The sequence below is a fragment of the Klebsiella sp. OBRC7 genome, assembly GCF_000293135.1.
GTDB classification, from domain to species: Bacteria; Pseudomonadota; Gammaproteobacteria; order Enterobacterales; family Enterobacteriaceae; genus Klebsiella; species Klebsiella michiganensis.
The window spans coordinates 94,932-116,901 of sequence record NZ_ALNJ01000024.1 but is presented as its reverse complement, the minus strand read 5'-3'; the positions used below and the strand labels follow the sequence as shown (position 1 = coordinate 116,901).

19 protein-coding genes are annotated in these 21,970 nt (G+C 57.7%); 8 read left to right on the top strand and 11 right to left on the bottom strand.

What is annotated here, in order from left to right:
* Entirely contained in the window at positions 1-270 is a 270-nt protein-coding gene (minE, locus tag HMPREF1144_RS05170) for a cell division topological specificity factor MinE (protein WP_002910902.1), read from the top strand.
* 64 nt (positions 271-334) lie between these two features.
* Here the strand turns inward: minE and rnd are convergent, their stop codons facing one another.
* The 5 genes from rnd to HMPREF1144_RS05145 form a co-directional block, all read right to left on the bottom strand.
* Positions 335-1,450 (bottom strand): ribonuclease D, encoded by a 1,116-nt coding sequence (gene rnd, locus HMPREF1144_RS05165; protein ID WP_004852003.1) that lies wholly within the window; start codon positions 1,448-1,450, stop codon positions 335-337.
* Positions 1,451-1,531: 81 nt separating this feature from the next.
* The gene (fadD, locus tag HMPREF1144_RS05160) at positions 1,532-3,217 is read right to left on the bottom strand and encodes a long-chain-fatty-acid--CoA ligase FadD (RefSeq protein ID WP_014229806.1); all 1,686 of its coding nucleotides are present in this window, start codon (positions 3,215-3,217) and stop codon (positions 1,532-1,534) included.
* Between the two features lie 208 nt (positions 3,218-3,425).
* The gene (locus HMPREF1144_RS05155; protein WP_004852007.1) at positions 3,426-4,010 is read right to left on the bottom strand and encodes a Slp family lipoprotein; all 585 of its coding nucleotides are present in this window, start codon (positions 4,008-4,010) and stop codon (positions 3,426-3,428) included.
* A gap of 43 nt (positions 4,011-4,053) precedes the next feature.
* Positions 4,054-4,749, bottom strand: a complete 696-nt coding sequence (gene tsaB / locus HMPREF1144_RS05150; RefSeq protein ID WP_004852009.1) for a tRNA (adenosine(37)-N6)-threonylcarbamoyltransferase complex dimerization subunit type 1 TsaB — start codon at positions 4,747-4,749, stop codon at positions 4,054-4,056.
* Positions 4,750-4,816: 67 nt separating this feature from the next.
* Entirely contained in the window at positions 4,817-6,727 is a 1,911-nt protein-coding gene (locus HMPREF1144_RS05145; protein ID WP_004852011.1) for an ATP-dependent DNA helicase, read from the bottom strand.
* A 132-nt stretch (positions 6,728-6,859) separates the two neighbouring features.
* Between HMPREF1144_RS05145 and HMPREF1144_RS05140 the strand changes: the two genes are divergently transcribed.
* Complete coding sequence (locus HMPREF1144_RS05140; RefSeq protein WP_004113724.1) at positions 6,860-7,204, top strand: RidA family protein; 345 nt, start codon at positions 6,860-6,862, stop codon at positions 7,202-7,204.
* A 171-nt stretch (positions 7,205-7,375) separates the two neighbouring features.
* Here HMPREF1144_RS05140 and HMPREF1144_RS05135 read toward each other — a convergent pair whose 3' ends face one another.
* Genes HMPREF1144_RS05135 through HMPREF1144_RS05115 form a run of 5 tightly spaced genes read right to left on the bottom strand, consistent with a single transcriptional unit; the run spans position 7,376 to position 12,719 of the window.
* Positions 7,376-8,515: an alginate lyase family protein gene (locus HMPREF1144_RS05135; protein WP_042927067.1), complete on the bottom strand. Its 1,140-nt coding sequence runs from the start codon at positions 8,513-8,515 to the stop codon at positions 7,376-7,378.
* 7 nt (positions 8,516-8,522) lie between these two features.
* A complete protein-coding gene (locus tag HMPREF1144_RS05130; protein ID WP_009652005.1) occupies positions 8,523-9,617 on the bottom strand; it encodes an ABC transporter ATP-binding protein in 1,095 nt (364 codons plus the stop codon).
* 10 nt (positions 9,618-9,627) lie between these two features.
* Positions 9,628-10,467: a carbohydrate ABC transporter permease gene (locus HMPREF1144_RS05125; RefSeq protein ID WP_009651976.1), complete on the bottom strand. Its 840-nt coding sequence runs from the start codon at positions 10,465-10,467 to the stop codon at positions 9,628-9,630.
* Positions 10,468-10,476: 9 nt separating this feature from the next.
* Positions 10,477-11,418, bottom strand: coding sequence for a carbohydrate ABC transporter permease (locus HMPREF1144_RS05120; RefSeq protein ID WP_004852022.1), 942 nt, complete (start codon positions 11,416-11,418; stop codon positions 10,477-10,479).
* Between the two features lie 11 nt (positions 11,419-11,429).
* On the bottom strand, positions 11,430-12,719 hold the full coding sequence (locus HMPREF1144_RS05115) for an ABC transporter substrate-binding protein (RefSeq protein WP_009652007.1): 1,290 nt from the start codon (positions 12,717-12,719) through the stop codon (positions 11,430-11,432).
* 525 nt (positions 12,720-13,244) lie between these two features.
* Here HMPREF1144_RS05115 and HMPREF1144_RS05110 point away from each other — a divergent pair.
* Positions 13,245-14,483, top strand: a complete 1,239-nt coding sequence (locus HMPREF1144_RS05110) for an alginate lyase family protein (RefSeq protein WP_004852026.1) — start codon at positions 13,245-13,247, stop codon at positions 14,481-14,483.
* Positions 14,483-16,495, top strand: a complete 2,013-nt coding sequence (locus tag HMPREF1144_RS05105) for a heparinase II/III family protein (RefSeq protein WP_009651966.1) — start codon at positions 14,483-14,485, stop codon at positions 16,493-16,495. The genes HMPREF1144_RS05110 and HMPREF1144_RS05105 overlap by 1 nt, the downstream gene beginning before the upstream one ends.
* A gap of 14 nt (positions 16,496-16,509) precedes the next feature.
* Here the strand turns inward: HMPREF1144_RS05105 and HMPREF1144_RS05100 are convergent, their stop codons facing one another.
* A complete protein-coding gene (locus tag HMPREF1144_RS05100) occupies positions 16,510-16,689 on the bottom strand; it encodes a YoaH family protein (protein ID WP_004103292.1) in 180 nt (59 codons plus the stop codon).
* A gap of 90 nt (positions 16,690-16,779) precedes the next feature.
* Between HMPREF1144_RS05100 and pabB the strand changes: the two genes are divergently transcribed.
* From pabB to HMPREF1144_RS05080, 4 genes are all read left to right on the top strand, one after another.
* Entirely contained in the window at positions 16,780-18,135 is a 1,356-nt protein-coding gene (gene pabB, locus HMPREF1144_RS05095) for an aminodeoxychorismate synthase component 1 (protein WP_009652066.1), read from the top strand.
* A 3-nt stretch (positions 18,136-18,138) separates the two neighbouring features.
* Positions 18,139-18,717: a CoA pyrophosphatase gene (locus tag HMPREF1144_RS05090; protein ID WP_004852034.1), complete on the top strand. Its 579-nt coding sequence runs from the start codon at positions 18,139-18,141 to the stop codon at positions 18,715-18,717.
* A 162-nt stretch (positions 18,718-18,879) separates the two neighbouring features.
* Positions 18,880-20,244 carry an L-serine ammonia-lyase gene (gene sdaA / locus HMPREF1144_RS05085; protein ID WP_004852036.1) on the top strand — a complete coding sequence of 455 codons (1,365 nt, stop codon included), beginning with the start codon at positions 18,880-18,882 and terminating at the stop codon, positions 20,242-20,244.
* 131 nt (positions 20,245-20,375) lie between these two features.
* Positions 20,376-21,941, top strand: a complete 1,566-nt coding sequence (locus tag HMPREF1144_RS05080) for an EAL domain-containing protein (protein ID WP_009652015.1) — start codon at positions 20,376-20,378, stop codon at positions 21,939-21,941.
* The last annotated feature ends 29 nt before the right edge of the window (positions 21,942-21,970 follow it).

Sequence of the window (21,970 nt, the reverse complement as noted above, 5' to 3'; positions counted from 1 at the left end):
ATGGCATTACTCGACTTTTTTCTCTCGCGGAAAAAGAACACGGCCAACATTGCGAAAGAGCGCCTGCAAATTATCGTCGCGGAGCGCCGCCGCGGCGACGCTGAACCGCACTATCTTCCGCAGCTGCGCAAAGACATTCTCGAAGTGATTTGCAAGTATGTGCAAATCGACCCGGAAATGGTCAGCGTACAGCTGGAGCAGAGGGACGGTGATATTTCGATTCTGGAGCTGAACGTGACCCTGCCGGAAACTGAAGAGTCGAAGTCCTGAGCCTGAAGGTATAAAAAAACCGGCAACGCTGTGCGAAGCCGGTTTTTCATTATGCCGTTCGGCGCTAGCGCGGGTAGTCGCTCAATAGCGCATTCAGGCGATCGGCCATCAATTCTCCGCGCCAGCCGGAAACCAGTTCAGGCTGCCCGTTGCCGTTTTTAAGCCCCCAGTGCCAGTTCAACAGCTGGTTAATCTGTCTTCTTGAGGCCAGCAGCTCCGCGCTGACGCCCTTCTCGGCGCTCACGGTCTGCACAAGCGCTTTGATATCCTTAAACAGCTTGCGGTAGCCCGGCATGTCGATCAGGTTCTGCAGCGGCTCTGGCAGCGCCTCTTCCGGCAGCGCCTGCGCTTTCTCGACGAGGCCGATCAGCGTCTTGCCGTGGAAACGAATTTCGCTGCCCGAGAGTCCGAGGCTGTCAAGCTCCCCGAGGCTGGTGGGCATATAGCGCGCCACGTTCCACAAATGCTCTTCCCGGATCACAAAGTTAACGGCCAGGTCGCGCTCGCGCGCTTTGCGCAGACGCCACTCCGCCAGCAGCTGCAGGCAGCCCAGCTGACGAGTACGCAGCTGCCAGGCATTACCGATATCGCGCCACGCCTCGGCGGGATCCTGAATCTCCTGACGCCGCTGCTGCATCAGCTGACATTCATCCAGGGCGGCGGAGAGCCAGCCTGCGCTGTCGGTTTCAGCCATCAGCTTTCCGGCAATCGGCAGCAGGTACCAGACGTCAGCGGCAGCATAAATGCACTGGCGTTCGGTCAGCGGGCGCGCCAGCCAGTCGGTGCGGGACTCGCTCTTATCCAGCGCCACGCCGGTAAACTCTTCCACCATCGACGCAAAGCCCCACGACATCGGGCGGCCGCAAAAAGCGGCGAGAATTTGCGTGTCAATCAGCGGCTGCGGCATCAAATGAAAAGCATTGAGGAATACTTCCAGATCTTCACTGCCGGCGTGCAGAAATTTGGTCACATCTTTATTCAGCAGCAGTTCACGCATCGGTTCCCAGTCGGTGATGACCAGCGGGTCAATCAGCGAAACCTGGCTGCCGTCGAATAGCTGGAGCAGACCGAGCTGCGGGTAGTAGGTACGAGTACGGACAAATTCCGTATCCAGCGCGATGGCGGAAACCGCGCTTGCCGCGTCGCAGACGGCGCGAAGGCCATCGTTGGTGGTGATCATCTGATAGTTCAAATCATACTCTCTTAACTTGCGCCCATAAAAAACGCCGGCTTAGCCGGCGTCTGGCGATTCACTCTTAGCTCAGGCTTTATTGTCTACTTTAGCGCGGGCTTCGTCACGCAGTTCTCGACGTAAAATTTTCCCGACGTTGGATTTCGGCAGCTCATCGCGAAACTCCACCAGCTTCGGCACCTTGTAGCCGGTTAGCTGGCGACGGCAGAAAGCGATCAGCATCTCTTCCGTCAGCGCCGGATCTTTCTTGACCACGAAAATCTTCACCGCTTCACCGCTGCTGCCGGACGGCACGCCGACCGCGGCCACTTCCTGAACCCCGGCGTGCTGCATCACCACATCCTCGATTTCATTCGGATAGACGTTGAAGCCCGAGACAAGAATCATATCTTTTTTGCGATCGACGATACGCAGGAAGCCCTCTTCATCCATCACCGCGATATCGCCGGTATGCAGCCAGCCGTCCTTGATAATTTCAGCGGTCGCGTCCGGACGCTGCCAGTAGCCCAGCATCACCTGTGGCCCTTTCACGCACAGCTCCCCCGGTTCTCCCGGCGCGACTTCATTATCGTCATCATCCACCAGCTTCGCTTCGGTGGAGGGCACCGGCAGGCCGATACTGCCGCTGTGATAGTCAATATCGTGCGGATTGACGCTCACCAGCGGCGCGCACTCCGTCAGGCCATAGCCTTCCAGCAGATATTGCCCGGTCAGCTTAACCCAGCGCTCCGCCACCACCTGCTGTACCGGCATTCCGCCGCCGGCGGAGAGATGCAGTGAAGAGAAGTCGAGCTGCTGAAACTCTTTGTTATTGAGCAGCGCGTTAAACAGGGTGTTGACCCCGGTCATCGCGGTGAAGGGATATTTCGCCAGCTCTTTGACCAGGCCTGGAATATCGCGCGGATTGGTGATCAGCAGGTTCTGCCCGCCCAGCTCTATAAACAGCAGACAGTTCATAGTCAGCGCAAAAATGTGGTACAGCGGTAGCGCGGTAACAACCAGCTCTTTACCGCGGTGCAGCAGCGGCCCGTAGGTGCCGTTGACCTGCTCAAGGTTCGCCAGCATATTACGATGAGTCAGCATCGCCCCCTTCGCCACGCCGGTGGTCCCGCCGGTGTACTGGAGAAAAGCGAGATCCTGAGAGACGATTTCCGGCTTAATGTACTGCATACGGTAGCCGTGCTGCAGCGCGCTGCGAAACGAGATGGCGTCCGGCAGATGATATTTTGGCACCAGCCGTTTGATGTACTTCACCACAAAGTTAACCAGCGTCCCTTTCGCCGTGGAAAGCTGATCGCCCATGCGGGTTAAGATCACGTGCTTGACCTGGGTTTTATCAACCACCTTTTCCAGGGTATGCGCGAAGTTGGAAACGATCACAATGGCGGCGGCGCCGCTGTCGTTGAGCTGGTGCTCCAGTTCGCGCGGGGTGTAGAGCGGATTAACGTTCACCACGATCATGCCGGCGCGCAGGATACCAAACAGCGCCACCGGATACTGCAGCAGGTTAGGCATCATCAGGGCGACGCGGTCGCCTTTTTGCAGGCCTAACCCTTCCTGTAGATAAGCGGCGAACGCCCGACTACGCTCCTCCAGCTTACGGTAGGTCATCACCTCGCCCATGTTGATAAAGGCCGGCTGATCGGCATAGCGGCGGACGGCGTGTTCAAACAGTTCAACCAGGGATTGATAGCGGTCAGGGTTTATCTCCGCAGGAACGTCCGCGGGATAACGGTTTAGCCAAACCTTTTTCACTGCATCACCTCTGAAATAGTTATTCGTCGTCATCACAGCCCCTGATCAACAAACATTTTGTTAACATTATATTAACTCAGCGTACCAGTTTATTAATTAGCCGTTGTACAGGTTGCGAAGCGCGTCACTATTTATTTTTCTTATTTGACTGAAAACGAAGAAACAGCGGACCAGCCGCTGTTTCTTTTTGCTTACAAAGACTACAAAATCATTCGGTTACAACGTTTCTGACTTCGGCAGGACCGGGGTTATACCAGCCCCAGCCGCCGTACCCGTAGCCCCACGGGCGCGGGCCGAACATCCACGGGTCCATCATTGGCTGCGGCGGCATGACCACCTGCTGGACTACGTTCCAGCGTTTGTAGCCGGTGGCGTTCATCAGCATGAATTTATACGGCGTATTGCCCACTTTGCCGTCGACGACGCCGACGATCGGGCCAACCACGGTAACCAGCTGTCCGCGAAAATCCACCGGGTCGATAAAGCCGTTCACGTCGGCAAAAATACGCCCGCGCGACGCTTCGCCCAGCTCCGGACGCGCGGCGTCGTCAAGCTGAACGGTGGCAATTTCCAGGCGAGTTTTACCCTGCTGATTCTGCACGCTGACGACCTTACCGCCAAAACGCGCCTCCTGGCCGACATACAGCTGCGGCGCGTTCATCACGCGGACTAAATCCTGCTGCGGCGTCGGGGTGGTGCCCTTAATGGCATCCGGCACCGAAGCGCACCCGCTCAGCGCAGCAACGACTGCTGCCGCGACTAACCAACGCACTACCCTTTTTTGACCCGCCATGACGCGACTCCTTCCTTCTTCTCAGACATATAGTTACTGAGATTCACTCGCGGCCAGGAAGTTTCTTCCACGCCACTTCATTACGTAAATAAACTGGCTCAGCGTGTTCGACGGCCACGGTTTTTCCCGCCGTAAACAGGTGGCAGGCCAGCGGCAGCATATCCTGCGCTTCAGGCAGCTGAATGTCGCCATCGACGAGCGTTAAACCGCAGTCGCGAGCCATATCCGGCCACGCCTGCCAGCCGGTGCCCACGGTGGCCCACTCGCCTTCCAGCCGCTGAAGACGCTCGCGAACCGCTTCCGGCTTCAGCACCGCCTCGCTCTCTTCGCCGTGCCAGACGCCCTGCTCATCGCGCTGATATTCCGCCCAGTAGACTTCGCCCATTCTGGCGTCGATGGCCGCCAGCACGCGGGTGGCGCCGTTTTTCCGCCACGCGCCCTGCGCCATGGTCGCCAGCGTAGATACACCGATCATCGGCAGCCCGGCCCCCAGCGCCAGCCCCTGCGCGATACCTATGCCGATACGCACGCCGGTGAAGCTCCCCGGCCCGCGGCCAAAGGCCAGTGCATCAAGCTCGGTCAATAGCGTTCCGCTTTCATTGAGGACATCCTGCACCAGGGGCAGGATACGTTGGGTATGTTCACGGGGGCAGATTTCAAAATGAGCACTGAGGGTGCCATCATTCCACAGCGCCGCGGAGCAGGCCTCCGTGGCGGTATCGATAGCTAAAATTCGCATGGGTTGTCGCGCTCTCGCTCTAGCAGATTGACAAAATGGCGCGCAGCTTACCACATTTTGCGCCGGATTACCTCGCCGGCGGCACCGCAAGAAAACGCACCGCCCGGCGGATATCGCGCGTGCGCGGCGCAGGCGGAAGGCTCGCGAGGAAGACCGCGCCGTAGGGACGCATCACCAGACGGTTGTCGCAGATAACCAGTACCCCGCGATCGTCGATGTCGCGAATCAGACGCCCCACGCCCTGTTTAAGGGTAATCACCGCGTCCGGTAGCTGGACGTCGTCAAAAGGATCGCCGCCGCGCAGGCGACAATCCTCCATCCGCGCTTTGAGTAGCGGATCGTCCGGCGAGGTGAACGGCAGTTTGTCGATAATCACCAGCGAAAGCGCATCGCCGCGCACGTCCACCCCTTCCCAGAAGCTGCTGGTCGCCACCAGCAGCGCATTCCCGGCGCTGACGAACTGCTGCAAAAGCTGACCTTTGCTGGTTTCTCCCTGCAGGAGCACCGGCAGCGTCATGGTGGCGCGGAACTGTTCCGCCAGATCGCGCATCATGGCGTGCGAGGTGCAGAGCATAAAGCAGCGCCCGTCGTTGGCCTCAATCAGCGGTTTGAGCATCGCCGCCAGATGGCGCGCCGCGCCGGGCTGGTTCGGCAAAGGTAAATTGCGCGGTACGCACAGCAGCGCCTGATGGGCATAATCAAAGGGGCTGGGCAGCAGCAGCGTTTGCGCTTCGCCAATTCCCAGGCGATCGGTAAAGTGGTGCAAATCGTCATTGACCGAGAGCGTCGCCGAGGTAAAAATCCAGCTCCCCGATTTTTGCGCCATCACCTCTTTAAACTTATCTGCCACCGTCAGCGGAGTCAGCGCCAGAGTAAAATTACGCGAAGTGCACTCATACCAGTAGCTAAAGCCGGGCTGATTGGTCTCTTTGAGCCGCTTCAGGCGGCCGCGGTAGACGGTGGCCCGCTCAAAGGCGGCGTCGAGCAGCGCCGAGCGGCCCAGCGATAGCTTTGCCACGTCGTAACAGAGTTCGAGCGCATCATCAAGCAGCAGCAGCGCACGCTGAATGTTATTATCCGCCAGCAGCTCGCGCAGATTGCCGCGATAGCCGGGTTCCCCCAGTTGCAGGCGAAAATCCTGCGCGCTCTGGGCCAGGCGGTCGGCGCATTTCTGCAGCTGCTGGGTGTCTTTGAGTTCGGTGCGATAAGCAATGGTGATATCTTTCGCCAGGTCCAGCAGCTGGCGGCTGGAGAGCGACTGGCCGAAGTACTGGCTGGCGATGTCCGGTAGCTGATGCGCTTCGTCGAAGATCATCACTTCCGCTTCGGGAATCAGCTCGGCAAATCCGCTCTCTTTGACCACCATATCGGCGAGGAACAGATGGTGGTTGACGACAACCACGTCGGCATCCATCGCCTTTTTCCGCGCCTTCACCACAAAACAGTCTTTATATAACGGGCAGTCGCTGCCGAGGCAGTTATCGTTGGTGCTGGTGACCAGCGGCCAGGCCTGGGAATCTTCGGCCACGCTAACGCAGGTGCTGATATCGCCATCAACGGTCTGGTTAGACCACGAGCGCAGCAAAATGACATCGCTGAGGATTTGCACCGGCAGGTCGCCGCCGGCGAGCGCCTGCTGTTCCAGACGCTCCAGGCACAGGTAGTTCGAACGCCCTTTCAGCAGGGCCAGCTTACCGGTGTACTTCAGCGCTTTGGCGACAGTGGGTAAATCCCGACTGTAGAGCTGATCCTGTAGCGCTTTCGAGCCGGTGGAGATAATGACTTTCTTATTCGCGCGTAGCGCAGGCGCCAGGTAGGCATAGGTTTTCCCGGTCCCGGTCCCCGCCTCAACCACCAGCGGACGGGTTTCTTCAATCGCGCTGGCGACGGCGAAAGCCATCTGACGCTGCGGCTCGCGTGGTTTAAATCCCGCAATCGCGCTGGCCAGCTGGCCGTCTGCTGCAAAATCGTCGATCACATTACCCCCTGGTTATTTGGACAGTGATTATGTCAGGGTGGAGTCGTTTTCGCCAGTGCGGGTAGTGACGCAGGTGAAACATTATGGCAGTCTTGCCGCAGCTTAATGAACCGGAACAAAGAGGAAATAAACATGACCATTACGCGTATTGATGCCGAAGCCCGCTGGTCTGATGTGGTGATTCACAACCAGACGCTGTACTACACCGGCGTTCCGTCCAACCTCGATGCCGATGCCTGCGCGCAAACCGCCGATACCCTGGCGCAGATTGACGCCGTGCTGGAGAAACAGGGCAGCAGCAAGTCGCGTATTCTTGATGCGACGATTTTTCTTGCCGACGGCGCAGACTTCGCGGCGATGAACCAGGCCTGGGATGCGTGGGTCGTCGCCGGTCATGCCCCGGTGCGCTGTACGGTACAGGCGAAGCTGATGAATCCTAAGTACAAAGTCGAGATTAAAATCATCGCCGCCGTGTAAGACAGCCGTGGCCCCGTAGCCCGGGCAAGCGTAGCGCCGCCCGGGAAGAAGCCGCGCCAAAGCCGTTATCCGGCGCATTCCCCGGATAGCGGTATAAACGCCTTATCCGGGCTACATAGCAGCCAGGCCGATCGGGCACAGCGCCGTCGGGAGGCAAGAAGCATTGTTCTATCAGCCCGGACACCACATCAGCTGTTCCTTCAGCTGCAGCGTCTCCTGCGGCATACATTTCAGCGCTTCACGATAGCTGGCAGATTGTTTTGCATAGCCCCGCACCGACTGCAGCAGCACGCGCAGCGCGCTATCCCACACGATTCCCTGCAGGTCGCTGTAGGGCCAGAGATCCGGTTCCCGGATAAACGGCACCAGGTAATCAATCCCCTGCTTCACGCCTCGCCCATCGCGGATGGCGTTCCAGCGATCGAACTCAACGTGTTCGGCGTAGCGGTTGAGCAGCAGATGAGCCTCCAGGTTAAACAGCGAGTAGTGGAACGGAATGGTACGTTCCAGCTCCATCGTCTGCCTGCCATCCTGGTCAATCTGCGCCGCCATCCGCTGGGTGATCCCCTGCTCGACGATCCGCGCCGCCAGCCCTTTATCGCCATAAAATAGCGCGTTAACCGTCCGCTGAGCGTCGTACCAGGTGCCGTGGTTGTTGTGCCAGACGTACTCCGAGTGGCCGATGTCGCTATAGTACATCCAGTGGTTAAAGTCACGGAACCACTGGTGCAGGCCGATGATATCGTCGGTATCAAGCACGCTCGCCGCGTTAATCAAACCGATGGTGTCCACCACCATCCAAATTAAGCGGGTATCGATAAGCCCGGTACCGCGACCGGAAACAATCCCCGGGATCGCCTGGCCATAGTTCAGATGCGGGTTCATCCGCGTTTCCGCATCAAGGAACCAGCAGCGGATCTGCGCAGCCGCCGCCTGCGCGTACTGGCGCTGACCGGTGAAGTACCACGCCAGCCCGAGGGTCAGGCACCGTTCGCACATGCGGATAATGCGCGAGGTATCCGTGTCGTTGTTCTCACACTGCGGATTAATATGCCCGTCGCGGCGAATATAGGGCAGCCCGTTGGGCCGCCGCGGGTTTGGCCACCAGTAGGTCCCCAGGCTGTAGTAATCGTGCGCGTCGCCGCTCGCCGGGCGCAGCTTTTTATGTACCACGCTTTCCGGCGCTTCCCGACGCAGGATATCCGCCTCCGATACCAGCTTGCTTAGCGCCAGCTGCAGCGGCGAGAAGGGCTGCTTCAGACCCGCCCGGGCGTTTTCCAGGCAGGTTTCGTCAAGAGTGTACAGCTTCATCGCCACCTTAATTTCCCTCCCGGCAGGCTATGCGCTGGCCGCTTTGCGCATCGAACAGGTGCACGCCGGCGAGCTTCGGCTGCAGCCAGATCTTATCGCCCTCTTTTACGGCCAGACGCTGTTTGAACACCGAGGTAAACGCCCCGCCGCCGGTATCGCAGAACAGCTGCATATCCGAGCCGGTGTTCTCCAGCGCCGTCACCTTCGCCGCCAGCGCATCGTCCCGCGCTTCATGAACCACGTTGACCTGTTCGGGGCGAATGGCGTACACCACCTGCTGGCCGTCGGTGACCCGTAAACCGGCGGGCAAAGCCAGCAGGGAGCCATCTTTCAGACGCAGGCTGGTGGCGCTACCGTTCAAGACCACGACGCCCGGCAGCTGGTTAATCTCCGGCGAGCCGATAAACCCGGCGACAAACAGATTCGCCGGCCGGTCGTACAGTTCCAGCGGGGTCCCCGCCTGCTCTATTCGCCCGTCGCGCAGCACCACAATCATCTGCCCCATAGTCATGGCTTCAATCTGATCGTGGGTGACGTACACCGAGGTAGTTTTCAGCCGACGATGCAGTTCGCGGATCTCACCGCGTACCTGGGTTCGCAGCTTGGCGTCAAGGTTGGAGAGCGGTTCATCGAACAAGAACACCTGCGGCTTACGCACGATCGCCCGCCCCATCGCCACGCGCTGGCGCTGGCCGCCGGAGAGATCTTTGGGCAGGCGCTCCAGCAGCGGCTCCAGCCCCAGTAGCGCCGCCGCTTCATTCACCTTCTGGCTGATTTCCGCTTTCGGCAACTTAGCCATCTTCAGGGCAAAGCCCATATTTTCACGCACCGTCATCTGCGGGTAGAGCGCATAGCTCTGGAACACCATCGCAATGTCGCGCAGCTTCGGCTCCACCTCGGTGACGTTACGCTCGTTGATATGCACTTCGCCGCCGGAGATCTCCTCCAGCCCGGCAATCATGCGCAGCAGCGTGGATTTGCCGCAGCCGCTGGGGCCAACGAGGACGCAGAATTCGCCGTCCGGAATCGTCAGCGACACATCTTTAATGACGTGGGCATCCCCGTATGATTTGCGCACGCTATTTAATACAACCGATCCCATCGTTAACCCCTTATCCTTTGACCGCGCCGGACATAATCCCGCGATTGAAATGTTTTTGCAGACCCAGATAGACGATGATGCTGGGCAGCATCGCCAGCAGCGTAATGGCGATAAAAATGTTCGGCGTGATGCTCTCATCGGTACGCAGCGTGCCGAGGATCACCGGAATGGTATTCAGGCTGTCCTGGTTGACCACAATCAGCGGCAGCAGGTACTGGTCCCAAATCATAATAAAGCCGAAGGTCACCACCGTGCCGAGCGCCGGTTTTACCAGCGGCAGAATGACGTGGAAGAAAATCTGCCATTCGTTCGCGCCGTCAATCCGCGCCGCCTCCTCCAGCTCTTTCGGTATCGCTGACATAAATTCGGTCAGGACAAAGATGGAGAACGCCCAGCCGACGACCGGTAAAATCATTCCGAGATAGCTGTTGTAGAGCGAGGCGTCGATCAGCGGCAGCCGCCAGTTGATAATCATGTACAGCGGAATGGCGATGACCTCTTCCGGCAGCATCATGGTGGACAAAATCACCAGGCTCACCAGCGCTACGCCGCGAAACTTCTTCCGCGCCAGGGCGTACGCCGCCAGCGCGCTGACCGACACCTGCAGAACGGTGCCGAAGAACACCACCAGAATGGAGTTCAGCAGATACTGCCAGACGCCGATATCCATCCACGCGAAGATGAAGTTTTCCAACGAGAACTGATGCGGCCAGGCCAGCAGCTCGCCCGGCTTCACCGGCGCGCCGCTGAATGCCGTGGCGACGATGCCCCAGAATGGCCCGACAAAGACAATCAGCAGCAGCGCGTAGATGCACCAGCGCCCTGCTGTATCCCAACGTTTGCTTAACATCGCGGCTCCTTAGTAACGGGCGATACGTTTTTTCAGCGTCAAATGACAAATGGTTAAGATTACGGTGAAGGTAAACAGCAGGAACGACACCGCCGAAGCGTAGCCATAGTCAAACTGCTCAAAGCCCAGCTTGTAGATGTGGGTCATAACCATTTCCGTGGCGTTAGAAGGTCCCCCGCCAGTGGTGGCGTACACCTCGGCAAACACGCGGAAACCACGAATGAAGGAGAGCATCAGTACCACCGAGAGCGCCGGGATCATGCCGGGCAGCGTGACGTAGCGCAGGCGGTTCCACCAGCTGGCGCCGTCGACGTTCGCCGCATCGTATAAATCGCGGCTGATTCCCGCCAGTCCGGCAATAAAAATCACCATGTTGTAGGGCACCGCTTTCCAGATATGCAGCAGCATGATGACGCCCAGCGCCTGATCGGAACTGGCAAGAAAGCCCTGATCGGCGACGCCAAACCAGCTGAGGATGTGGTTAACCACGCCGTTGGGCGTCGGGTTAAACAAAATGCGCCACATTTCGGCGACGATCGCCGCGCTGGTAACCGCCGGTAAAAAGATGGCGGTTCGAATAAAGCGCAGATGGCGCGCCGGGCCTTCCAGCAGCATGGCGAGGAAAAACGCCAGGATAGCCGCGGCGAACATTGTTACCACCACGTAAAGCAGGGTATTCACCACCGCCGCGTGCAGCTCAGCGTCGGCAAAAGCGCGGGTGAAGTTATCGAGCCCTACCCACTCGTTGGGCTGATTAAAGTTAACCTTGTAAAAGCTCATCACCAGACCCTGAATCATGGGGATAAACTTAAACCAGCTAAAAATAATCAGCGCAGGCGCTAAAAACAGCCACGGGATCAGCGCCCGCTTACGCTTTGCGCTCAGCCACCCGGTCGAGTCAGGCGAAGCGGCCTGCTTTATCGGCGAGGACTTCGTCTCATGCAGCGTCATAACCTATGTCCTCAGTTAGCCAGCACATTTTGTTTTTTCAGCTCAACGTTCACCTTGCCGTCGAGCGTCTTCAGCTCGCCGGGAATATCGCTGCCGCAGTCGGCAAAAATGCGGTTAAAGCCCTCGGCGGCCACCTGACGCACCGGCGTCCAGTTGGGAATTTGCGGCACGTAGCGTCCCTGTTCATTGTAAAGTCTGGCGAAAGTTTCCCAGCGCGCATCCTGATACACGGCTTTGACGTCGACGTTCTTATTCACCGGCAGACGCACTACCGGAATATGCTGGCTGCCTTTACCCATGCCGATCTCCTGGCCTTCCGAAGAGATCATAAATTCGATAAATTTTCGCGCGGCCTCTTTCTGTATGCTGCTCTTCATCATAAAGACCGTGGTGCCCTCGGCAAGGGTGGCTTCGCCTTTCGGCCCCGCCACCGGGATCACTTCGAAGTTATCTTTACCGGGGTCTTTATCGAACAGCGCGATATGGTACGGCCCGCTGAAGAACATGCCGCTTTGCCCGGAGCGGAAGGAGGGAATAACGTCGGCGGTGGTGGCGTTAATCGCGCCCGGCTGGGTGACTTTGTCGCACATCATGGTGCGCATAAAGGTCATCGCCTGAGCCACTTCCGGCGTATTGAGCGAAGCGCTGAATTTTCCGTTCTCTTCTTTAACGAAATCACCACCCGCCTGCCAGATAAAGCTGCTCATAAACCAGCTGGCGTAGCCGCGCGTCGTGGAAGCGGGAACGATAAAGCCGTAGGTATCATTTTTGCCGTTACCATCGGGATCCTGAGTGGTGAAGGCTTTCGCCAGCGTCTGGATATCATCCCAGCTCTTAGGCTGCGGCAGTCCCAGTTTTTCACGCCAGTCTTTACGCACGAAGAGCGCGAAAGTTTGCGCCGAGGTCGGCACGCCGTAGTACTTACCGTCGATATAGCGGGTACTCTTCCATGCCGTCTGGAATAGTTGGTCGCCGCCCGCGATCGCCTGCGGGTCAATTTCTTCGGCAATACCCAGCTGGATGAACTGCCCCAGCGACGCCGCATCGTTAAAAATCAAATCGGGTAAGGCGTTGCCCGCCGTGGCGCGCGCCAGCCGCTGTTCAAAGTCGGTGGTGGCGTTGAAATACGCGATTTTGATACCGGTTTTTTCTTCAAATTTTTCCGCCTCTTGTTTGTAGATATTCTTCGAGTCATTGCTGGCGCGGATCCAGACGTTGAGAGTGGTGGCGGCGTAACTTTGACTAACGCCGAGCCCGAGTGCGGTGAGAAGTAACAGTGAACGTAATTTACAGGCAGACATGATGGCATATCCTTTATTGTAGGGCACAAAGGTAATTAAATTCTCAATTAATACACGAAAAAGAATTTGAATATCGCTCAGGCGTTAATACAGCTGGCGCAAGAATTATTTCCACTCATTAGATAGAAATGTATTTCCCAATACAACCGTATAAAAAAGAAATTGCGTTTCAAAAACAAGAAAATTGAGACAGATCACACAGAGAAGTGACAAAAAAAGTGACATAAAATAAATTATCATAAAAATCAATTGATTATAATTTTACTTATTTTGTTAAAAGATTCAAAAAATAGAGAAAAACGGCAAAAAACGTGATGTACGCTGCATTAAAAGCGTCATTATTTATCCAAAACGTTAAACTTGAAGGGCATCACAAAAAAAATCACTTTGTCTTTTACACTGCTCGCCATCGAATATTTAAATATATTATTTTTAATTACACCGCCTGTTTCGCGCGTTCTTGAAATACGCGTCAGGTATAATTCTGTTGTTATCTTTTCTCATATTTGCAGAAGGGTTATCACGATGAACTCAATACCTCGCCGAGGTTTGTTAGGCATTGCGCTGTTTTGTTCCGGCCTGAGCGCCGTCTCGTATGCCGCCGAGCCGTACACGCTAGATGGAAAGGATTTAGCCTTTAGCCGGCAGCAGATCGCCGCGAAAGATCCGCTATTTGTTCAGGCGCAAGCGGCGCTGCTAAAAAAAGCCGATCTGGCGCTCAAGCATCCGCTGTTCTCGGTGATGGATAAAACGCTGGTCGCCGCCAGCGGCAACAAGCACGACTACTACAGTTTTCCACCTTACTGGTGGCCAAACCCTGATACCCAGGACGGGCTTCCCTATATCCGCAAAGATGGGCAAACCAACCCTGACGCCAATAGCGACGCTACCGATAAGAACCGGCTGGTGAAGATGAGTAACGACGTGTCAACGCTGGCGCTGGCGTGGTACTTCTCTCACGACGATCGCTACGCGCAAAAGGCGGCGGCGCAGTTAAAAACCTGGTTCCTCGATCCCAAAACGCGCATGACCCCCAACCTGCAGCATGCCCAGGCCATTCCCGGCATCAATACCGGACGCGGTATCGGCATTATTGATAGCCGCGCGCTGGTTGACGTCGTTGACGCCATCGCCCTGCTGCAATCCTCCAATGCGCTGAGCGAAAACGACGTTAGCGCATTGAAGCAGTGGTTTGGTGACTATTATCACTGGATGACCACCAGCCAGAACGGCTTTGAAGAAGAGAACTGGCATAACAATCACGGCAGCTATTTCGATATGCAGGCCGCCGCCTTCGCCCTGTTCAGCGGGAAAGTCGACGAGGCGAAGAAGCGCCTGTACATCACCCAGCTGCGGCGTATTGCGGGGCAATTTGATATTGAAGGCCGCCAGATGGCCGAACTGGAACGCACGCGCCCGTGGCACTACAGCAATTTTAACCTTGAAGCCTACAACCGCCTCGGAAGGCTCGGCGAGAAGGCGGGCGTCGATATCTGGAACTTCACCCTCGACGACCATAGCCTGCGCAAAGGCTATCAATACATCGCCGGGTTTATTAACAGCGATACGCCGTGGCCCTGGAAGGACCTGGATAAAATGGATGACAAGAAAGCGCTGCGCAATATCGCCACCGCCGCGCACGCCTGGCCGGAAGATCCGCTGTTCCGTGACAAAGCGCAGTGGCTGCGGGCGAAATACCCCGACGATATCACCACGCTCATCGCCCCGCTTTCCGCATCGTCAGAGGTCAGGGATAACCGCTAATGAAACAATTCTCCGGGCTCTGGCCCGACATTGTCGGACGTGCAGCCGCGAATAGCGGACTGCTTGAACGGCTGGTGAAGGATGCTCAGCCGGTATTAGATGCAGCGGTTCACATTCCGCAGTCAGGGATCGCCAGCTGGAATCTCTACTACTTTTGTGCGCACCACGGCGTGCGCCTGGCATGGCGGGCGGATACGCCCCACCAGCATGCCTGCCCGGTCGATGGGGAAATATTTAGCGGTGAACCGTGGGATGGCGCATGGTGGCGCGAGATGAATGGCCGTAACGCCAGCGCCTGTCAGCAGCTTGGCCTGTTATGGCGGCTGACCGGCGAAACGGCGTATCGCGATAAAGTTCGCACGCTGCTGATGGGCTACGCGGATGTCTATCCCGGCTACGAGATCCACGGCGATATTCCCAACAACGGACCGGGTAAGATGAACGCCCAGACGCTGTGCGAAGCCAACTGCATTCTGGAAATGGCGCTGGGTTATGACTTCATTCGCGACAGCCTGGCGCCTGGCGAGCAGCGGCATATCAGTGAAAACCTGCTGCGCTGTGCGGCCACGTTTTTGCGCGACCATCGTAGCCCGCAGATCCATAACCATGAGGTTAAAATCAGCGCGGCGCTTGGGGTACTGGGTTTTATCCTCGAAGATGAGACGCTGCTGGAGTTTGCCGTGAACCAACCGTACGGCCTGCGCTGGCAGCTGGAAAATGGCCTGCTGGCGGAGGGGCTATGGTTTGAAGGCTCCATTCACTATCACTACTACGCGCTGCAGGGCTTTCTGGCCTTTGAGAAGCTGGCGCGCGGCACCCGCTGGAGCCTGCTGGACGGCCCGTGGTATCAGGCGATGCTGACGTTTCCGCTGTCGCTGCTGCTGCCGGACGGCACCTTCCCGCGGCTTAATGACTGCCTCGCCGGGCAGGAGAAGCTCAACCATCGGGATATTTACGAGTTCGCCTGGTTTATCTGGCGTGACCCGCAGTACGCCGCGGTGCTGCAGTTTACCGAAACGACGCCCGACGAGCGTGAAACCTTACTGTGGCGCGAACACCCCCTGCCGGAAACGCCCCTGCCGCTGATCCCGCAGCAGTCGCTGTTTGCAGCCGGCGCCGGCCTGACGTTATGGCGGCGACCGCAGCAGGCGCTGCTGATTAAGCACAGCCCCTGGGGCGGCGAGCACGACCATTACGACAGGCTGGGGCTGATGCTCTGGCATCGCGACGGCTGGCTGCTCACGGATATGGGCACCACCGGCTACGGTGCGAAAATGCACTATGACTATTACAAAAACAGCGCCACCCACAATACGCTTTCGGTCAATCAGACCAACCAGCCTCCGGCCAATCCGCAGGTGCTAGGCTGGCATATGGATAGCGACTCTCTGTGGCTGGATAGCGAGGTTGACTGGGGGAAGCCGCCGCCGGAGCTCAACAGCCATAGCCGCGTCGAGTGGGACGCGGCGGCCTGGCGAGGCGTGCGCTTTCGCCGTCGCCTGCTGTGGCTTGAAGAGGTGCTGATCGATCTCTCTACCGTGGAAAATCCGCATCGCCAGCAGCTCGACTGGACACTGCACCTGGCGGCGCGGGCGCTGGACCAGAGCGGTACGCCGCAGCCTTTTTCGCTTAGCGGACCGCTGCGGCACATGGCCAATGCCACCATGACCCCGCTGAACGGCTGCCAGCCGCGCCACTTTGCGCGCGACAAAGAGACCGTTGCGCTCTGGCTTTCCGGCGATGGTGAACTCTGGCAAGGGCTGGCGCCCGATAACCCGGCGATTCGCGATCTCAGCTATCTGGTGATGCGTAATCACCTGCCGCAGGCGCGTTTCGTCTGCCTGTGGGATTTCGCTAACCGCGCGCCGCTGACGGAGGTGAATGTGCATCATACGCCAGCCGGTACGCACATTACCTTCTGGCGCGGCGATCGCGTAACGCACGTGACGCTGTACGACGATCCCGGGAAAAAACCTGATGCGATCCTTCCGCTCCCGGAAAGCGGCATCTGATCGCAACGGGGGATTTACTCGTCTTCATCCTCAAAGCGCGCCACAATCCGATCTCCGGTATGCGAGGCGCGCAGTTCATCCGCCACTAAAGCAATCGCCTGGCCGCTGCTCATGCCCTGCGACATCAGCTCCTGAATTCGTTCCACTGCTTTTTGCTGCTGCTCGTGGCTCAGCGAAGGTAAACCTGCAAACATGACTGACTCCTGCTACATTGTGGGGCGTAATTATTTCACGCCGTCCGCGCGTATACCAGCGGACGGTAACGATCAGGATTGAAGAAGACGATGTTGTCCCCCGCAATGATTTCCCTGCCCTGGCGTCCGGATGCCGCTGAATACTATTTTAGCCCGTTAAGTTCCCAGCCCTGGGCGATGCTGCTGCATTCCGGTTTTGCCGAACATGCGCATAACCGTTTTGACATCATTGTCGCCCAGCCGCGCGCCACGCTGGTGACTCACGGTCAACTGACCACCCTACGCGAAGGGGAAACCGTCTCAACCTCCGCCGCCGATCCGCTGACGCTGGTGCATCAGCAGCTGGCGCGCTGTAACCTGCAGCCGCAGCCTCATCCGCATCTGCCGTTTCTCGGCGGGGCGCTGGGGCTGTTCGGCTACGATTTGGGTCGTCGTTTTGAACATCTGCCGGCACGGGCCGACGCGGATATCGAACTGCCGGATATGGCGGTAGGTATTTATGACTGGGCGTTAATCGTCGATCATCAGCGCCGGGAGGTGTCGTTATTCAGCTATGACGATCCGCAGGCGCGCCTGGCGTGGCTGGAAGCGCAGACTGCGCCTGTCGCTGCAACCTTTACCCTGACCTCAGCGTGGCGCGCTAATATGAGCCGCGAGGAGTATGGCGAGAAGTTCCGCCAGATTCAGGCTTATCTGCACAGCGGCGACTGCTATCAGGTCAACCTGGCGCAGCGGTTTACGGCGAGCTATCGCGGGGATGAGTGGCAGGCCTTCCGTCAGCTTAACCGCGCCAATCGCGCGCCGTTCAGCGCCTTTATTCGCCTGGATGAAGGGGCAGTATTAAGCCTGTCGCCCGAGCGTTTTATTCAGCTCCGGCAAGGCGACATTCAGACCCGGCCCATCAAGGGGACATTACCCAGGCTGACCGACCCTGAGCAGGACGCGCTGCAGGCGCAAAAGCTGGCGAACTCGCCAAAAGACCGCGCCGAAAATCTGATGATCGTCGATTTAATGCGTAACGATATTGGCCGGGTTGCGGTACCCGGTAGCGTTCGCGTTCCTGAGCTGTTTGTGGTCGAGCCCTTCCCCGCCGTGCATCATCTGGTAAGCACCGTCACCGCCAGGCTGCCCACTCATCTGCACGCCGCCGACCTGCTGCGCGCGGCCTTTCCCGGCGGCTCAATCACCGGCGCGCCGAAGGTCAGAGCGATGGAGATCATCGATGAACTGGAACCGCAGCGGCGCAACGCGTGGTGCGGCAGCATCGGCTATCTCAGCTTCTGCGGCAACATGGATACCAGTATCACTATCCGTACTCTGACGGCCTGGCAAGGACACCTCTACTGCTCCGCCGGCGGCGGAATTGTCGCCGATAGCGAAGAGGCAGCGGAATATCAGGAAACTTTTGATAAAGTTAATCGTATCCTGCATCAACTGGAGAGCTAGAACATGGCGGATAGCGCCCTCGAACTTGACGATTTCCTCTCGCGTTTTCAGCTTCTGCGTCCGCAGCCCACGCGCCACGCGCTCAACCAGCGCCAGGCCGCGGTGCTGGTACCAATAGTTCGCCGCCCGCAGCCGGGGCTGCTGCTGACCCAGCGTTCGCCGCTGATGCGCAAGCATGCGGGTCAGGTGGCCTTCCCCGGCGGCGCGGTGGATAACAGCGATGCAACGCTAATCGCCGCCGCGCTGCGTGAAGCGCAGGAAGAGGTGGCGATCCCGCCGGAGTCGGTTGAGGTGATTGGTGTTCTGCCGCCGGTCGATAGCGTGACCGGCTTTCAGGTTACTCCGGTGGTAGGGATTATCCCACCCAATTTGCACTATCACGCCAGCCAGGATGAAGTGGCCGCGGTCTTCGAAATGCCGCTGGCCGAAGCGCTGCGCCTGGGGCGCTACCATCCGCTGGATATCCATCGCCGCGGCAATTCACATCGCGTCTGGCTCTCCTGGTACCAGCATTATTTTGTCTGGGGAATGACCGCCGGCATTATTCGCGAGCTGGCGCTACAGATAGGCGCCCGTCCTTAGCTATACTCAAACTGAGACGGCGTTCTCAGCATTAGTAAATCCGGGGTTATCCATTAGTTTAATTCATGTGAATAGATAAGCTGATGACCCGGTTCCCTCTTACACTATGCGCAGTGATTACATCGTTGTCGCACCCGCGACAACCCTGTCAGGAGTGTTAGCGTGATTAGTATATTCGACATGTTCAAGGTGGGGATCGGCCCCTCATCTTCCCATACTGTAGGGCCGATGAAGGCCGGTAAACAGTTCGTCGATGACCTGGTCGAAAAGGGATTGCTTAATGAAGTGACGCGCGTGGCGGTTGACGTCTACGGCTCACTGTCATTAACCGGCAAAGGCCACCATACGGATATCGCCATTATTATGGGACTGGCGGGCAATCAGCCCGATACGGTCGATATTGACGCGATACCGGCATTTATCCGCGACGTTGAAACGCGCGGTCGCCTGCTGCTGGCCCAGGGGCAGCATGAAGTCGATTTCCCGCAGAATGACGGCATGCGTTTTCGCAGCGACAACCTGCCGCTGCATGAAAACGGCATGACCATTCATGCCTGGGCTGGCGAGAAAGAAATCTACAGCAAAACCTATTACTCCATCGGCGGCGGTTTTATCGTCGATGAAGAGCATTTCGGCAAAGAGAGCGCCAGCGAACTCGCCGTTCCGTATCCGTTTAAATCCGCTCAGGAGATGCTGGGCTACTGCAAACAGACCGGCATGTCGCTCTCCGGCATGGTGATGCAGAATGAGCTGGCGCTGCACAGCAAAAAAGAGATTGAAGACTATTTTGCCAATATCTGGCAGACCATGCGCGCCTGTATCGATCGCGGAATGAATACCGAAGGCGTTCTGCCTGGTCCGCTGCGCGTTCCTCGTCGCGCCTCGGCGCTGCGGCGGATGCTGGTTGCCAGCGATAAGCTCTCTAACGACCCGATGAACGTGGTGGACTGGGTCAATATGTTTGCGCTGGCAGTCAACGAAGAAAACGCCGCCGGTGGCCGGGTGGTGACGGCCCCCACCAACGGCGCCTGCGGCATCGTACCGGCGGTGCTGGCCTACTACGACCACTTTATCGAGCCCGTCAGTCCGGATATCTATATTCGTTATTTCCTGGCTTCAGGGGCTATTGGCACGCTGTACAAAATGAACGCTTCCATTTCCGGCGCGGAAGTGGGCTGTCAGGGTGAAGTGGGCGTGGCCTGCTCAATGGCGGCCGCGGGCCTGGCTGAAATCCTTGGTGCCAGCCCGGAGCAGGTCTGCGTGGCGGCGGAAATCGGCATGGAGCATAATCTGGGACTAACCTGCGACCCGGTGGCCGGACAGGTACAGGTTCCGTGCATTGAACGTAACGCCATTGCCTCCGTCAAAGCGATTAACGCCAGCCGAATGGCCATGCGCCGCACCAGCGAGCCGCGCGTCTCGCTGGATAAGGTCATTGAGACCATGTATGAAACCGGTAAAGACATGAACGCCAAATACCGGGAAACGTCGCGCGGCGGCCTGGCGATTAAAGTTCAGTGCGACTAAACATGACTCAACAGAATGCGCCCAAGGGCGCATTCTCCTTTTTCGACGCTATATTATTATCTGCGCCCTCTACACTTGCTCTATAACGGCTGTTACTCTCATTAACACTTTTAGCCGACAGGGCGTCGCGCATGCACACTGCACAAAAAGTTATCACAACCTACCGCAGGAAACGTATCCTGGTTTGCTTGCTGGTCGCGCTACTGACCCTGACGACAACATTAGTGATACGATTTATTTCGCAGCGTAGCTTAAATCAGCAGCGCGTCCAGCTCAGCACCAATAAAATGGTGGCCGCGATGGATAATATTCTGCGGCCCCTGGCGGCCCAGCACGCCACGCTGCTGCAACTTGTGAACCAGCCCTGTCAGGACGTCCACCTCACGTTACGTAAACTGGCGGCATCGCTGCAAACGGTACGTTCCATCGCGCTGGTCCAGTCAAACCTGCTCTATTGCTCGAGTATTTTTGGCCAACGAAATATTCCGGTTCACCAGTTACAGCCGGCGCTCCCCGCCAATCACGCCCTGCTCACCTTCAGTTACGACGCATCGCTGCTTAAAGGGACGCCGGTGCTTATCCAGTGGTATCCCGCTTCGCTTAGCGGCGCCGACGGCGTGCTGCTGGTGATCAATATCGAGCTGCTGGGCGAGTTAATTTTTAACGCAAAATCGCCATTAATTACCGGAATTGGCCTCAGCATCGGCGATAAAAGCTTTATTAGCGGTTCCGGGCTGATTAAACAGGAATCCTTGCCGGGCGAGCAAATCATCTACCGCCAGTCGTCGACGCAGTTTCCCTTCACCATTAACGTCAGCGGGCCGGGCGCCTCAGCGGTCGCCCTCAATGAGCTACCCGCCGAACTGCCGCTGGCGCTGATAATCAGCCTGTTAATGACCGGCATCGCCTGGCTGGCGACCGCGGGAAGAATGAGCTTTTCCCGGGAAATTAATCTCGGTATTGCCGCCCACGAGTTCACGCTTTGGTGCCAGCCTCTGCAGGACTTGCGCACCCGTCAGTGCTGCGGCGTGGAGATACTGCTGCGGTGGAATAATCCACGCAGAGGCGCTATTTCGCCGGAGGTATTTATCCCCATAGCCGAAGGTTATAATCTGATCGTTCCCCTCACCCGCTATGTCATCTCCCAGACGGCCCACAGATTAGCTCTTTTTCCGCAGGACAAACATTTTCACATCAGCATCAACGTCGCCGCCCGCCATTTCGCCAACGGCGAACTGCTGCGCGATCTGCATCACTACTGGTTCAGCGCCCATCCGGTACAGCAGCTGGTGGTGGAGCTCACCGAACGCGACGTACTTCAGGATGGCGACCACCATATGGCCGAGCATCTTCATTTCAAAGGGGTGCAGCTGGCTATCGATGATTTCGGCACAGGCAACAGCTCCCTTTCCTGGCTGGAAAAGCTGCGTCCTGACGTATTGAAGATCGATAAATCCTTCACCAGCGCAATTGGGATTGATAGCGTCAACGCAACGGTGACCGACATGATCATTGCTCTCGCCCATCGGCTGAAGATTGTGACGGTCGCGGAAGGGGTAGAGACCCGGGATCAGGAAGAGTATCTGCGCGGCAACGGCGTCGATTTATTGCAGGGATTTTACTACGCCCGGCCGATGCCGGTAGAGGACTTTCCGCAGTGGCTGGCGGCGGAAAAGCGTCGGGAACTGAACGCGTAAAAATGCCCGTCGGCCCGAGGGCCGACGGG